Genomic DNA, 12,450 nt, shown 5'->3' with positions numbered 1-12,450 from the left:
TAAATATTCACTCACATCTTCTAAAAAGTTTTCAATACCCGCGCCACAAGACGCTTTTATATCTTTGTAGATGGGGATGCGTACATTGGTTGGCTTTGTTTCACTAGATCGAAATTCGATAGGGGAAATATGAATACCACCACTATGCTTAAAGCTTTTCGTATCTCCATTATCTGAATCTTCGTCAAGAAGACCCTCATCCCAGCCGACCTTCTTTTCAAGGTTTCTTGCCGCGCGCTCTCCAAAACTCCCATGCCCGTTAATGAGCTGAGATATATGACTAGCATTTAAATCGTAGTGCTCACAAAAACTAATATCCGACTTAAATCCTAATTTTCTATTAACAGCATCAATGGCTGTGCGCAGATTTCTGCGTCTAAGGGCGATTTTATCCATATTTAGTATTTCACATAGTTTTTAGTAAAAAGTAAATTCATAAAAACTAAAGACCCGTTGACATATTTAGTAATTAAAATTAGTATTTACTAAATATATTTAATCAGGAGATTTAAATGTCTTCCTCTAACACTGAACAACTTAAAAACCATCTACTCAGCCTCACACTGGAGGGTAGAGAAGCTTTTGCAAAAGAATGCTTAACAACGGTTGGCAATCTTCAGCAAATCATCTACGTCAACAAAAAATGTGGTGCACCTTTGGCTATTCGTATTGACAAAGCTAGTGGAGGAAAGGTGCGTTGTGACTCTTTATGTCCAGAGGCAGACTTTAATTACTTACGCAACCAAACCTTAACAGCATAACCAAGTATTACTCGGTAACTAACGAATAAAAACGTTCTAAAGGGCTATAAATGAACATATTAGACGCCGTACATAACATGGTTCACGACTTTCCAGGTGGTGCAAATGCATTAGCTCCACGTATGGGAATAAAAAGTCCAGCTGTGCTTAACAGTAAAGTAAATCCAAATACAGATACACATCACATCACTCTGCTTGAGACATCAAAGCTAATGACATTAACAGGGGATTACCGCCCACTGCATAGTTTGAATGCCGAGCATGGAAAGGTTGCTATCGATCTACCGCAAATACCCGAATGCCGTGATCTTGCTCTTACTGAACTCGTGTTAGGGATAGGTATTGGCGGTGGTGATGTCACGTCTGTTTTTAGAGAAATGATGATGGATGGGCGCATTACAAGTGGTGAGGCATCTGATATGTCAAAAGTTATTCATGCGTTGCACATGGTGTTAGCAGAATTAGATGCGCAGGTTCACGCCTGTGTAGAAATAGAAAAAGCCTGACGGTTCAGGGCAGGCTTAAAGTATTCATCATTTGGAGCCAATGAATATGGATTTAAATGTAGCACGTTTACTGAGCAAAAAAAAGCCCAAGACCAATCCTAGTGTCAAGGGCTTACTACTGAGTGAAGGTAGCCGCTCGAATTTTATACATTTTTTCAAGATAAACAAGAGATTAAAAAAAGCCTGATTGTCGGAATCAGGCTTTTAGATTCATTAATCATGGAACCAATGAATATGAAACAGAATTTAGCACATCAGCAATCAAAACAAAACCCTGAATTTTTAGAGGGTGATGTTGTTGTTTTTAAAGACCCAAATAAGCCAGACCATTTAATGACTGTGCATAAAGTACAGGGCGATGGAGTCCTGTTAAACGGAAATAGTAACTTCGCACTCACGCATTTGATTCGTACGGCATCTGTAGCCGAAGTGTTGGCCAAACGCAGATTGACTCAAACTGAACAAGCTTTAGCGGAGGTTTCATGATGACCAATAAAGCCATTCAGCAAAAGCCTGAACACAAGCAGATGCAGTGGACGCAATCATGGTATGAGCCTGCGCTACGGTCACTAGATGCATTTCTAGAAGTCAGAAAAGCAAATCTGCGCAAGATTAACCGCGATGAGAAAAATGCAGCGATTACACGCAACGAGTTTATTGAAGCATTAGTCAATGAACACCGAATCTCTGTGTATCAAGCGAGTGAAATTGTTTCCAGCTTACATCGAGCCAATAAAATTTTAATGCATGGCAGTTTTATTTATGAAATGCCAAAAGGGGATGCTCAATGAGATATTCAGCTAAACGCACGAAACAAGACATCACCGTTTCCCCAGCACCAATTGAAGTGATTATTCCGCTACTTGATCCAGTGAAAATTTATACAGCAAAAGAACTCGCAGCTATGCCTTTGTCTGTAATGAATGAAGCTATTGAGGCCCAAGAAGCATATTTCATTCTTGAGCACACCACCCAAATGGGGGGGCAAGCTATAGCGATACGCCGTCAATTGCAGGATGGAGTACCACTGATTCAGGTCAAAGAAAAGTCGCGAACGCGCTACAAGATCAACAACAAATTTGTCGAACCTCGAATTATTCGTCAGCTGGAAAAGCGTGGATTGGTCAAGTTGGGAGTTCAATAAATGGCTAGAGCGCGAAACATCAAGCCCTCGTTCTTTTTGAATGAGGATATTGTTGAGCTTCCATACGAAGCCAGACTCCTTTTTATAGGTTTATGGACATTAGCAGATCGTGAAGGTCGTTTAGAGAATCGCCCTAAAAAGATCAAAATGTCTTTATTTCCTGCTGATGATATAAACGTTTCAGAACAGTTATATAACATTTCTAAATACGGTTTTATCAAGTTATATAACGTAGATGATATTGATGTTATCCAGATTGAAAACTTTGTAAAACATCAAACACCGCATGGATTAGAGAAAGATAGCGAACTTCCTGATCAAACAGGCATATACACAGTCTATTTTCGTAACCCCAAAAACAAGACTGTAACTGGTAAACCCCTATACCTGAAGCATGACCAATTAGCTGATTTTTACGCTAAAACAGGTGAGTTTTCTCAAAACAACCAAAATCAAGGTGCTGAAAACAGTTATCAAGATCTAAATAATGATGCTTCTAATAATACGCATCAAGTTTGCGAACAGGATAATAACAGTTATGGAACAGTTTCTATCTCAGACCAAAACGCCCTGAATCCTGAATCCTTTAATCTGAATCCTGATTCACTGAATCCAGAGATAGCGGAAGATGGTCGTTTTGTTTTTGATCTCTCTGTCGTGAACACAAAAATCAAACTTCGTGGCTTACAAGAAATCACCCAGGAAGACCTGAATAAACTTCAAGGTGATTTACAAGCTGAGTACGGCCATAAAAATCAAATGGTGAAAAACCAAGTTCTTGGAAAGCTGGTTCAATGGGTTGAGCGTAGACAAAACACTCCTCTGAACAACCACGGGAGACAATCTGGATATTCATTCTCTGAAAAACCAAACCGTAACGTCAACGAAGCCTGGAAAGATATCCCCGAGTTCCAAGGTGATGTTGAGCCAGTTGAAATACCGGAGGACTTTGTATGAACGCCATGATCTCAATGAAGTTTCAACAGGTACAGGCTTACTGTACTGAACACAATATTCAAAAAGTTCAAGCTGGTCCGAATCAGATCTGTCCTGAATGCGCTAAGAACTTGGTGAACAAGAACAACCAGGAACATCAGGAATCTGTAAACAAAATGGTTCGTGAATTGCACTTTGCCGGAGCAATGATTCCTGAGCGTCATAAGGATTCAGGCTTTAGAAATTACAACACGAATTTTGCCGGGCAATCGAATGCCTTGAACAACTGCGTTGAGTTCTCGAGAGTCATGATTGCTGGCCAAAAGCGCAATTTGATCATGTCTGGCAAGACTGGTACAGGTAAGACTCACTTGAGCTGTGCAATAGCCAGAACACTCTTAAACAAGGGGATTTATGTTCGCTACATCACGTCTGAAGACATGGCCAATGAAATTGCGAATGCATGGACCAAGCCAGATGACAGCGAGAGAAGCGCCGTATATCGCTTTAGTGAATACGACTTGCTGATTCTGGATGAATACGGATTGCATGACCGCCATGAAAATCGCTTACAGCTGGTACACAAGGTTTTGTACTCACGTTATGACATCGGTAAGGCAACCATGATCGTTTCCAATATGACACTGACAGATCTGCAAAAAGATTTGGGTGATCGTCTCTGGTCGCGCTTTCAGCACGATGGTCTATCGGTGATCGAATGCAATTGGGCGGATCAGCGTGTGGGAGGTGGGGCATGAACATGTCATTTTTACCACACGAATTAATTGTCGATAACTTTGCTGGTGGTGGGGGGACTAGCACTGGGCTTGAGCAGGCTTTCGGTCGCCCAGTTGATATCGCAATCAATCATGATCCTAAAGCTTTGGCCATGCATCGTATAAATCATCCTGAGACCGAACATTACTGCGAAAGTGTCTGGGATGTAGATCCTTCTGAAATTACCGGCAATCAGCCAGTGGGCCTTGTTTGGCTGTCACCAGACTGTAAGCATTTCAGCAAAGCGAAAGGTGGCAAGCCTGTTGAAAAGAAAATACGAGGTCTGGCATGGATTGCGTTACGTTGGGCAGCTAAAACACGCCCACGTGTGATTATGCTGGAAAATGTAGAAGAATTTAAAACATGGGGCCGTGTTGCTGAAGATGGCAAACCATGTCCTAAGCATAAAGGGGAAACTTTTCGAAGTTTTGTTAAAGCACTTCGTTACCAAGGGTATACGGTTGAATGGCGAGTATTACGTGCTTGTGATTATGGTGCACCAACGATACGCAAACGCTTTTTCTTAATTGCACGTCGTGATGGTTTGCCAATCTCATGGCCTATAGCCACGCATGGTGATCCAAAAGATAAAGCTGTTCAAAAAGGTTTGCTTAAGCCATATCGAACTGCGGCTGAATGTATTGATTGGTCTATTGAGTGCCCGAGTATATTTGATCGTAAACGACCTCTTGTGGATGCAACTTTAAAGCGGATTTTTAATGGTCTTGATAAATTCCTTTTCAATTGTCTTGATCCTTTTGTAGTTGATGGCGCTGTTGTTCCTGTTTTAACGGAGTGTGCAAATGCAACAAGTCCTAGAACAATGGCTACAAACGAGCCTTTAAGAACTATCTGTGCACAAGTTAAAGGTGGTCACCACGCTTTAATATCCGCGCACATTGCTAAAAATTACACTGGAGTGATCGGTAGTAGTGTGAATGAGCCAGTACATACGGTGACAGCCAAGGACCACAACTCATTAGTAGTAAGCCATTTGTCAAAACTGCGTAATAACTGTGTCGGTCAATCTATAAAAGAGCCAATGCACACTATTACCGCAGGTGGTGGTCATTTTGCCGAAGTTCGAGCTTTCCTTACAGCCTTTTACGGCAATGAAAAAAATGGAAACTCTTTATACGAGCCTTTACGAACCATTCCAACCCGTGACCGTTTTGGTCTTGTCACAATTAATAATCAAGCTTACCAGGTAATCGATATTGGTTTTCGAATGTTGCAACCAGTTGAGCTGTTTAGAGCCCAAGGTTTTCCCGAGAATTATATTTTTGAAAAAGGATTGGATGAAAATGGACAAGAAATCAGATTAACCAAAACAGAACAAACACGAATGGTGGGCAACAGTGTTTGCCCGCAGCTTTCACGCGCTCTTGTGCAAGCAAACTTTAAACATGAATTGTCTTACATGGGCGCAGCATGAGAAATGATTCAAGACACATTTTTGAAAACCGCTTTGACATTTTACTTTTTGCTGTGCATACGCCAGATCAATTCAGAGTTGGTGATATATCCACTTGTGTGCTAGGTGCAACTAAATGGACGATCCGCAGATGCTTGAATGACTTGGTTGAAATTGGATATCTGGAAAGAACAACTAACAATAAATTTAAAGCAACTGGTATGGCTAAAGAATTATTTGGGGTGAAGGCATGAATTTAACAATCGAACAAATGCGGGAAATTGTGGATGGGGCGCCTGAGTGGGCAAAGGCATACAACACAAAAATGCAGATGTACACGAATGGGTTTATTCGCTGTTCAAGTGATGTGTTTCTAGATGATTTGAAATCCCAAATTGATCATCATTACTACGGACGTAGTGAAGAAGAGGAGCTTGAAGCGTACGCAGAATTAAGCCAAGAGAAAATCGAAGGTGGCGCAATACTGGTTGGCAATTTTAGTGAAGCTAAAAAGAAAATTCAGTCTGTATTTGAAGACGATCGCACTGACCATGTATCAGACATTCGCAATCATATAGCGCCGACTACGAGGGTAATTGAGGGATGAATAACAAAGACTTTTTAATCTGCCTACTGCTAAGCGTTTTCGTATTTTTTGCAATCAAGTTTTTCTGGAAATGGGCGAATGGTGGCTTCAACAATATCGCTGTTTGGGAGTGGATGAATCGTGGCTTTAGTTTTGGGTTGGGAATGTGTGCGGTATTCCTTGTGGCCCTGCTAGTTTTTAAGTTGGTAGCGGGTAACTAATGACCAGCATCTCACTCGCTGAATATCATGCTCAATACGCACCCAAGGCTAAAGCTAAGTCTGGGTGCTCTAAATACAAATCACAGCGCATAGAAAAGGACGGAATGAAGTTTGATAGCGTTAAAGAGTACAAGCGCTATATCGAGCTTACAGCTTTAATGCAACGGGGTGAAATTTCAGAGTTAAGGTGTCAGGTTAAATTTGTACTGGCACCTAAAGTAAAACTGGAAGGAGAGAAAAGGGCAAAACCTGAATTGAGGTATTACGCAGATTTTACATACCTGAGCAATGGGAAGCTGATTGTTGAGGATGTGAAGTCGGCAGTAACGCGGAAATTGGCGAGTTATCGCAATAAGAAGCATTTGATGAAAACAGTACACGATATCGATATTAAAGAAGTTTGAGGGTTAGAGATGGCGCTAGTAAAAGTTTGGGATCAGGAAATTAAAGGGAAGTTGTGGGCTGTTGGTGATATTCACGGCTGTTACAACCTGCTTATGACTCGACTTAAAGAAATTGGCTTCGACTTTGAAAATGATTTGTTGGTTGCGGTTGGTGATCTGGTGGATCGTGGCACCCAAAACATTGAGTGTGTCGAGTTATTGTCTAAGCCGTGGTTTACATCAGTTCGTGGTAATCATGAAGACCTATGTATTGGCGGGCTTCATGATCAATCTTACAAGCGCTGCCATATTGAAAATGGTGGGGAATGGTTCTACATGCTCGATGGACAAGCGATGGACAACATAGCCAAAACATTTGCTGAATTACCTGTTGCGCTGGAAGTGAATCATGGCGGTAAAAAATATGGTTTTGTTCATGGTCATATTGAAGAAAACGACTGGGCCGACTTTAAGGCGAGTTTTCACAATCCCCAGATACGTGGAGCTGATCAGTTGGCAATGTGGGGTCGTGATCGATTAGACGAAGATAAAAACCAATATACCCATGTTTCTGGTGTGGATGCGGTAATTATGGGTCATACAGTCACCCAGAAACCATGTAAGCGAGATAACTGTTATTGGATTGATACCGGTGCAGTTCATTGGGGCACGATGACGATTTTAGATTTGAGCAACATTTGAGGGAATTGGGATGAATGCGATGGTAGCTGAAAAGATGACAAACATTGAATGGCTGGGGCAGCAGTTAAGAGCAAAGACTGCGAATTATGAACCAAGTCAAGGGGGTGGTAGTTTGGAGCCAATCACATGGGAGGATCGTTGCGGTGCTATTGCCTCAATCGAGGAACAGGCAACAAAGGCATATTGTGAAATTTTAGTGTGGGGTGATTATCGTGATAATACGATGGCGTATAACATTCTGCAGCGTCATCTGGCAGCCATGCTTTATCAGGCATTAGCAAAGGATGTGCAGCGTATTCGGTTTGATCTCAAATCCTTTGCATTCAAGGTCGCAAAGATGGCCTTGTTCTTAAATCTTCGAGATATGGGGAATTTTAAAGCCGAGGATAAATTGCGCTTCTTTGGTATTACAGAAATGAAGATGCGCACCTATCGTGAGCACTATGCTTATCTGGAAAACATGGTGGAAATTATGCTTTCAGATATGCGCGATGAGATAGATTTTTATGCGGATATGTATCGGAAAGATTTGCGAAAATCCTAATTGACAAAAAACCCCCATATAACATAAGATATTTATAGACTGGTCGTTCTATACAAAAGTGACCAAGTGTTAAAAAGCTTGCCAAATGGTGGGCTTTTTTGTTGTCTGCAACATATTCCAGCTATAAAACTTAAATTTGTCACATTATGCTAATGTAGATTTGTATGATGTATGGAAAATAAACAATCGAAACTAGCTGTAGTTTCAACACCTTATCGGGTGTCCTTAGTTCCTGCCCACACAACCTTTCCCCGTGTGGGCTTTTTTTTAAAGGGGAGGGGTATGTTTCAGCTTCTAAAATGTCTTTTAGGTTTTCATGACGCGACTGAAATTCATCATTGTAAAGATGGTGATCTTGAAATTTGTCGAAACTGTTTTAAGGTTAAAAAAATTAAATAGCTTTTATAAATTTTGTATTACTTGATGTAGTGTTTCTAATATTTAAGTTGTTTTTTCTTTTTATTAATATTTCTGAAACATTGGATATGTATAGTCGGTGCCAATAAATAAATATTAGCAATATTAAAAAATATCAGCGAACATTGACCTGCTTATTTTGGGAGAGATAAGCAGGTTTTTTTGAAATAAAAATTATTTACGAATTCGATAGATAATTTAATGAGGTCGTAAATTTTTAGTTTTTTAAATTTTATAATGTTAAAGTATGGAGCAGTTTTTAGGTAATTGTTTTCATGTCAGAATCTTATAAATATAAATACACTCAATTTAGCATTTTTGGGTCACTTCCTACGTATAAAGTTTATCTAGCAACAGGGGGTGGAAAAGCTAAATTTATTTTTGCAGACAATACATTTATATATGGAAATATTTCGGATTGGGCTTTAAAACATTCTGGCCTTGATACAAGAAAATCATTATGGGCTGAAGAGCCTAAATTGTTTCTAGAGAATGAAAAAGGCAGATTACAAAAATATAGAGATTTACATCCAGCATTCGTGACAAAGCCAAATAATAGTCATATTTAATTATTTACCCTAGATATCCTTTAAATATTTTTATTTTAAAATAAAGTTTGCTATATGCTGGATTAAAGCGTATAAAGCTAACACATTGATGCGGGATGGAGCAGTCTGGTAGCTCGTCGGGCTCATAACCCGAAGGTCGTTGGTTCAAATCCAGCTCCCGCTACCAATAAAAAATTTAAAGTTTATAACCTAGATTGCTTCATGCTTTCTAGGTTTTTTTATGATTATTTAATTTCATCGTATTAATTTAACTTTAATGCTCTTATACGCTAAAAAATCAGAATATTTTATTATCTAAATATTAAAGTGAGATATAAATAGGTTATAGCGCTAAGATCTGTTATATTGGGTTTGATCGAATCCGTAAGCGGAACGGTAGTGTTTGAGTTGTTAACGGAATTGCGTATTCCCTCCATTCTGATGTTCAAGCATCAAATTCAAACAGTTAACGCATAGCATGAATTCGCATCATGCCGATCAAGGGGAGCCTGCAGCTATTCGTGGGTTTCCCTTAAATTACACTTTCAAGATACTGATTTGTTTTATATCTTTTTAAATTTCACAGCTACTGTAAATATCATAAGTTTAAATACTTTTTTAAGTGAATTATCTCCAACCTTATAATTGGTTTTATCTTTAAATACTTTCTTGTTTACAAAAGCTCATCATATGAGTAATTAAATGAACATTAAAAATGGCTGGACTACAGCCTCAGCAACTAATGGCAATGTCATTAAAGTAAATATTATTCCACTAACTAAAGCCCAAAGTACAAAGAATGGTCATACTTGGGTTGAAGTTGCAAAACAAGTCGAACTGGAGTCAGGGAAAAAAATTGAACTGAACTTAGATGGCAAGTCTTTTTATACTGAATTGAATAAGCTTTATAAATTGTATTCTTAAATATCCAACATTATTCAAATAATTGTAGGGTACAAATTTTTATTTATTTTTTGTTTAATTAAACTTAGAGTATTACGAATTTCCCTCTATCAAAAAAAACTTATAAGGAAAAATATATGTCTAATCTAACTACTGGCACTGTTAAGTGGTTCAATGATGCAAAAGGCTTTGGCTTCATTTCGGGTGATAATGGTAATGAGGTTTTTGCTCATTATTCTCAAATTATGTCAAACGGTTTTAAAACATTAATCGAAGGTCAGCGAGTACAATTTTCAGTGTCGAAAAGTCAACGTGGCTTTCAAGCAAGTGAAATCATCGCGATTGATAATTAATTTATGAATATTCCATTAGAAAAAGTTCTAGTAAATGTAGTTGATCAATATGGCGCTACATATACAGTTGACGCTATGTGCGAAAGATCGAATGATAAACCGAAAAGTTTTGGCGAATGTATTAGATCCATAAATATAGATGATGAAATGATTAAGCCTAGTTTTGATTTCCATTTTTATAGCAATAAAACTGGAAAGATTTTTAAATTATCTTAGTTTGTAATGTAATTCAAGAAACCACCTTCGGGTGGTTTTTTAATGGGTGAAATATGGAACTTAATGCATATAAAACCCTAACCCAAAAGGTTCCTCCTAAAAAGAAACCTCGTACTAGACCATTACCTAAAGCCAAAGAAAAATATCTAGAAGCAGAAGAGGCTTTATTCCAAGGATTAGAAGAACACCTGATTGGCTATGAGCGCAAATTTCAATTTGAACATACCAAAAACTGGCGATTCGATTTTTATATCGTAAAGCTCAGGCTTCTTATAGAGATAGCTGGTAGTCCTTGGGCTGTAGGTCGCGGTGGAAAAAAGATAGCAAACGCATTTAATAAATATGATTTGGCTGAAGACATGGGATATAGAATTGAACGCCTTGAGCCACATCAAATTGAGTCAGGCTATGCAATTCGCTGGATTCAGAGTCAGTTAGAGAGATTAGATAATGGAACAGATCAGACCATTTCCGCCGACAGACTTGATTGATAGGGCAGAAGAACAAGAAGCAATTCTGCTTGCACCTGCACCAGATTTAAAGGAATGGGTTTTAGCAAATTGGCTGACTTTGGGTGGGGAACTGCATAACCCTGATCATGACCACATTGCTGAGCTACTTCATGATGATGAAAACTTTTTGGCATTTGCGTGGGCTTCATCTGCATGTATGGCTAAAAAGCGTATGGTGCTCGGTCAATGTGAAAAGGTGATGTTTAACCAAGGCGGATGGAAGAAAGCTCGCCAAGAACAGCAAATGCGCGACTGGTTTGGCGCAGTGCCTGTATATCTCATAACAATTGATGCTGCTTATTGTGAACAGGCAACTGACAGAGATTTCTGCCGACTCATTGAACATGAGCTTTATCACATAGGTGTTGAGCGTGACGAAGATGGCGAACCCATATACAGCGATAATACTGGTCTACCTAAGCATTATTTAGCTGGCCATGACGTTGAAGTGTTCTTTGGTGAGACCAAGCGTTGGGGCGCGGATGAAAATGTTAAGCGACTGGTTGAGATTGCGAAGCAGGCGCCGTTTGTTTCAGAAACAAGTATGGCTTCGTGTTGCGGAACGTGTGTGATTAATTGAGCTTAAGGGCTCTTTTTTTTACCTATCTTGTACGACGTAGTACGACAAAGGTGAGTTTATGGCGGCACTTAAAGAGCCTGTGAAAATCTTTATAGTTCAGTCTCTTGCTTGCTTTGAAACACCTCAACAAGTTGCTGACTTGGTAGAAGAAAATTACAAGATCAAAATTGATCGAAAGCAGTGTCATAGTTACGACCCAACAAAGTATGCAGGCAGGAATCTAAGCAAGAAACTAAAAGACTTGTTTTATGAAACTCGTAAGAAATTTCAGGAAAATATTCTTGATATTCCGATTGCGAATAAAGCATTTCGTCTTAAAGAGCTTCAGGGTATGTATGAAGATTCTGGCCGTAATAAGCGGGCAAAGCAGAACTTACTTAAGCAGGCATTTCAAGAAACTGATGGCCGTGTGACTAAGCAAGAAATCACAGGTAAGGATGGCAAGCCAATAGAGACTGTGAATTCTAATGTTTCAACCGAAAGCTACCTTGCAGCAAGGGAGCAGGCCTTAAATGATTACTGACCCAGCACGTGAACTTGCGATTCAAATTGAAGCGCAGGAGGACTTGTATTTCTTTTCTCGATACATGTTCAAAGAACGTCGAAAGTACAAATGGATGCACAACTGGCACCATCGAGTGGTTTGTGATGCCTTAATGAAGGTGTTCCGTGGTGAGACTAAGCGCTTAATCATCAACATTCCGCCACGTTACTCGAAAACAGAGTTGGCTGTGATTAATTTCATGGCGTGGTGTTTTGGCAAGGTACCTGATTGTGAATTTATTCATATTAGCTACTCAGCCACATTAGCAGCTAACAATGCATTTCAGACGCGTAACTTGGTACAAGAAACGGCATATAAGCGCGTGTTTCCTGATTTTCAGCTGCGCGATGACAGTAAGGCTAAAGATGATTGGCGCACGTTAGCTGGTGGAGTGTGTTATGCC

Annotated in this window: 21 protein-coding genes, 1 tRNA gene and 2 pseudogenes; 23 read left to right on the top strand and 1 reads right to left on the bottom strand. The window is 39.5% G+C overall.

From position 1 onward, the window contains the following. Positions 1-396, bottom strand: a pseudogene (locus D9K81_RS18715) (DNA-binding protein); the annotation flags it as partial. Positions 397-512: 116 nt separating this feature from the next. Here D9K81_RS18715 and D9K81_RS17355 point away from each other — a divergent pair. The 23 genes and pseudogenes from D9K81_RS17355 to D9K81_RS17240 form a co-directional block, all read left to right on the top strand. Continuing rightward, positions 513-761 (top strand): hypothetical protein, encoded by a 249-nt coding sequence (locus D9K81_RS17355; RefSeq protein WP_120376180.1) that lies wholly within the window; start codon positions 513-515, stop codon positions 759-761. Positions 762-811: 50 nt separating this feature from the next. After that, a complete protein-coding gene (locus D9K81_RS17350) occupies positions 812-1,267 on the top strand; it encodes a phage regulatory CII family protein (protein ID WP_121523897.1) in 456 nt (151 codons plus the stop codon). 234 nt (positions 1,268-1,501) lie between these two features. Continuing rightward, positions 1,502-1,753 carry a hypothetical protein gene (locus tag D9K81_RS17345; protein ID WP_235831056.1) on the top strand — a complete coding sequence of 84 codons (252 nt, stop codon included), beginning with the start codon at positions 1,502-1,504 and terminating at the stop codon, positions 1,751-1,753. Continuing rightward, positions 1,750-2,058 carry a hypothetical protein gene (locus D9K81_RS17340; RefSeq protein ID WP_120376150.1) on the top strand — a complete coding sequence of 103 codons (309 nt, stop codon included), beginning with the start codon at positions 1,750-1,752 and terminating at the stop codon, positions 2,056-2,058. The genes D9K81_RS17345 and D9K81_RS17340 overlap by 4 nt, the downstream gene beginning before the upstream one ends. Then, positions 2,055-2,411: a hypothetical protein gene (locus tag D9K81_RS17335; protein WP_120376151.1), complete on the top strand. Its 357-nt coding sequence runs from the start codon at positions 2,055-2,057 to the stop codon at positions 2,409-2,411. The genes D9K81_RS17340 and D9K81_RS17335 overlap by 4 nt, the downstream gene beginning before the upstream one ends. Next, entirely contained in the window at positions 2,412-3,368 is a 957-nt protein-coding gene (locus D9K81_RS18710; protein ID WP_228199864.1) for a hypothetical protein, read from the top strand. It begins immediately after the preceding gene. Continuing rightward, on the top strand, positions 3,365-4,105 hold the full coding sequence (locus D9K81_RS17320) for an ATP-binding protein (protein WP_120376152.1): 741 nt from the start codon (positions 3,365-3,367) through the stop codon (positions 4,103-4,105). The genes D9K81_RS18710 and D9K81_RS17320 overlap by 4 nt, the downstream gene beginning before the upstream one ends. Next, the gene (locus tag D9K81_RS17315; RefSeq protein ID WP_121523893.1) at positions 4,102-5,559 is read left to right on the top strand and encodes a DNA cytosine methyltransferase; all 1,458 of its coding nucleotides are present in this window, start codon (positions 4,102-4,104) and stop codon (positions 5,557-5,559) included. Before D9K81_RS17320 ends, D9K81_RS17315 begins: the two co-directional genes overlap by 4 nt. Next, entirely contained in the window at positions 5,556-5,792 is a 237-nt protein-coding gene (locus D9K81_RS17310) for a helix-turn-helix domain-containing protein (RefSeq protein ID WP_106986608.1), read from the top strand. Before D9K81_RS17315 ends, D9K81_RS17310 begins: the two co-directional genes overlap by 4 nt. Beyond that, on the top strand, positions 5,789-6,145 hold the full coding sequence (locus D9K81_RS17305; RefSeq protein ID WP_121523891.1) for a hypothetical protein: 357 nt from the start codon (positions 5,789-5,791) through the stop codon (positions 6,143-6,145). The genes D9K81_RS17310 and D9K81_RS17305 overlap by 4 nt, the downstream gene beginning before the upstream one ends. Then, complete coding sequence (locus D9K81_RS17300) at positions 6,142-6,345, top strand: hypothetical protein (protein WP_121523889.1); 204 nt, start codon at positions 6,142-6,144, stop codon at positions 6,343-6,345. Before D9K81_RS17305 ends, D9K81_RS17300 begins: the two co-directional genes overlap by 4 nt. Then, positions 6,345-6,749 carry a DUF1064 domain-containing protein gene (locus D9K81_RS17295; protein ID WP_121523887.1) on the top strand — a complete coding sequence of 135 codons (405 nt, stop codon included), beginning with the start codon at positions 6,345-6,347 and terminating at the stop codon, positions 6,747-6,749. Before D9K81_RS17300 ends, D9K81_RS17295 begins: the two co-directional genes overlap by 1 nt. A gap of 9 nt (positions 6,750-6,758) precedes the next feature. Beyond that, a complete protein-coding gene (locus D9K81_RS17290; protein WP_120368412.1) occupies positions 6,759-7,430 on the top strand; it encodes a metallophosphoesterase in 672 nt (223 codons plus the stop codon). A gap of 10 nt (positions 7,431-7,440) precedes the next feature. Continuing rightward, positions 7,441-7,974: a hypothetical protein gene (locus D9K81_RS17285; protein WP_120368411.1), complete on the top strand. Its 534-nt coding sequence runs from the start codon at positions 7,441-7,443 to the stop codon at positions 7,972-7,974. 692 nt (positions 7,975-8,666) lie between these two features. Then, positions 8,667-8,960: a hypothetical protein gene (locus D9K81_RS17280; RefSeq protein WP_121523885.1), complete on the top strand. Its 294-nt coding sequence runs from the start codon at positions 8,667-8,669 to the stop codon at positions 8,958-8,960. An 89-nt stretch (positions 8,961-9,049) separates the two neighbouring features. Beyond that, a tRNA-Met gene (locus D9K81_RS17275) sits at positions 9,050-9,126 on the top strand. Positions 9,127-9,641: 515 nt separating this feature from the next. Then, positions 9,642-9,863: a transposase gene (locus D9K81_RS17270; protein WP_106986617.1), complete on the top strand. Its 222-nt coding sequence runs from the start codon at positions 9,642-9,644 to the stop codon at positions 9,861-9,863. Between the two features lie 116 nt (positions 9,864-9,979). Beyond that, on the top strand, positions 9,980-10,195 hold the full coding sequence (locus D9K81_RS17265) for a cold-shock protein (RefSeq protein ID WP_120365408.1): 216 nt from the start codon (positions 9,980-9,982) through the stop codon (positions 10,193-10,195). Positions 10,196-10,198: 3 nt separating this feature from the next. Next, positions 10,199-10,411 carry a hypothetical protein gene (locus tag D9K81_RS17260; RefSeq protein ID WP_106985260.1) on the top strand — a complete coding sequence of 71 codons (213 nt, stop codon included), beginning with the start codon at positions 10,199-10,201 and terminating at the stop codon, positions 10,409-10,411. A gap of 53 nt (positions 10,412-10,464) precedes the next feature. Further along, complete coding sequence (locus D9K81_RS17255) at positions 10,465-10,902, top strand: hypothetical protein (RefSeq protein ID WP_120368410.1); 438 nt, start codon at positions 10,465-10,467, stop codon at positions 10,900-10,902. Further along, a complete protein-coding gene (locus D9K81_RS17250) occupies positions 10,862-11,503 on the top strand; it encodes a putative metallopeptidase (protein ID WP_121523883.1) in 642 nt (213 codons plus the stop codon). The genes D9K81_RS17255 and D9K81_RS17250 overlap by 41 nt, the downstream gene beginning before the upstream one ends. 58 nt (positions 11,504-11,561) lie before the next feature. Further along, on the top strand, positions 11,562-12,026 hold the full coding sequence (locus D9K81_RS17245; RefSeq protein ID WP_121523881.1) for a DUF2280 domain-containing protein: 465 nt from the start codon (positions 11,562-11,564) through the stop codon (positions 12,024-12,026). Further along, a pseudogene (locus D9K81_RS17240) lies at positions 12,016-12,450 on the top strand (phage terminase large subunit); the annotation flags it as partial. The gene D9K81_RS17245 and the pseudogene D9K81_RS17240, both read left to right, overlap by 11 nt.

This window comes from Acinetobacter chengduensis (assembly GCF_003664645.1).
GTDB lineage: Bacteria > Pseudomonadota > Gammaproteobacteria > Pseudomonadales > Moraxellaceae > Acinetobacter > Acinetobacter chengduensis.
Note: the sequence above shows the minus strand (reverse complement) of the source record. Positions and strands in the feature narration are given on the sequence as shown.

Coding starts and splice junctions, on each gene's coding strand:
- D9K81_RS17320 (WP_120376152.1), top strand. CDS start 3,365: ATGAACGCCATGATCTCAATGAAGTTTCAACAGGTACAGGCTTACTGT.
- D9K81_RS18710 (WP_228199864.1), top strand. CDS start 2,412: ATGGCTAGAGCGCGAAACATCAAGCCCTCGTTCTTTTTGAATGAGGAT.
- D9K81_RS17300 (WP_121523889.1), top strand. CDS start 6,142: ATGAATAACAAAGACTTTTTAATCTGCCTACTGCTAAGCGTTTTCGTA.
- D9K81_RS17295 (WP_121523887.1), top strand. CDS start 6,345: ATGACCAGCATCTCACTCGCTGAATATCATGCTCAATACGCACCCAAG.
- D9K81_RS17345 (WP_235831056.1), top strand. CDS start 1,502: ATGAAACAGAATTTAGCACATCAGCAATCAAAACAAAACCCTGAATTT.
- D9K81_RS17245 (WP_121523881.1), top strand. CDS start 11,562: ATGGCGGCACTTAAAGAGCCTGTGAAAATCTTTATAGTTCAGTCTCTT.
- D9K81_RS17310 (WP_106986608.1), top strand. CDS start 5,556: ATGAGAAATGATTCAAGACACATTTTTGAAAACCGCTTTGACATTTTA.
- D9K81_RS17285 (WP_120368411.1), top strand. CDS start 7,441: ATGAATGCGATGGTAGCTGAAAAGATGACAAACATTGAATGGCTGGGG.
- D9K81_RS17340 (WP_120376150.1), top strand. CDS start 1,750: ATGATGACCAATAAAGCCATTCAGCAAAAGCCTGAACACAAGCAGATG.
- D9K81_RS17335 (WP_120376151.1), top strand. CDS start 2,055: ATGAGATATTCAGCTAAACGCACGAAACAAGACATCACCGTTTCCCCA.
- D9K81_RS17315 (WP_121523893.1), top strand. CDS start 4,102: ATGAACATGTCATTTTTACCACACGAATTAATTGTCGATAACTTTGCT.
- D9K81_RS17350 (WP_121523897.1), top strand. CDS start 812: ATGAACATATTAGACGCCGTACATAACATGGTTCACGACTTTCCAGGT.
- D9K81_RS17250 (WP_121523883.1), top strand. CDS start 10,862: ATGGAACAGATCAGACCATTTCCGCCGACAGACTTGATTGATAGGGCA.
- D9K81_RS17270 (WP_106986617.1), top strand. CDS start 9,642: ATGAACATTAAAAATGGCTGGACTACAGCCTCAGCAACTAATGGCAAT.
- D9K81_RS17265 (WP_120365408.1), top strand. CDS start 9,980: ATGTCTAATCTAACTACTGGCACTGTTAAGTGGTTCAATGATGCAAAA.
- D9K81_RS17280 (WP_121523885.1), top strand. CDS start 8,667: ATGTCAGAATCTTATAAATATAAATACACTCAATTTAGCATTTTTGGG.
- D9K81_RS17260 (WP_106985260.1), top strand. CDS start 10,199: ATGAATATTCCATTAGAAAAAGTTCTAGTAAATGTAGTTGATCAATAT.
- D9K81_RS17305 (WP_121523891.1), top strand. CDS start 5,789: ATGAATTTAACAATCGAACAAATGCGGGAAATTGTGGATGGGGCGCCT.
- D9K81_RS17355 (WP_120376180.1), top strand. CDS start 513: ATGTCTTCCTCTAACACTGAACAACTTAAAAACCATCTACTCAGCCTC.
- D9K81_RS17290 (WP_120368412.1), top strand. CDS start 6,759: ATGGCGCTAGTAAAAGTTTGGGATCAGGAAATTAAAGGGAAGTTGTGG.
- D9K81_RS17255 (WP_120368410.1), top strand. CDS start 10,465: ATGGAACTTAATGCATATAAAACCCTAACCCAAAAGGTTCCTCCTAAA.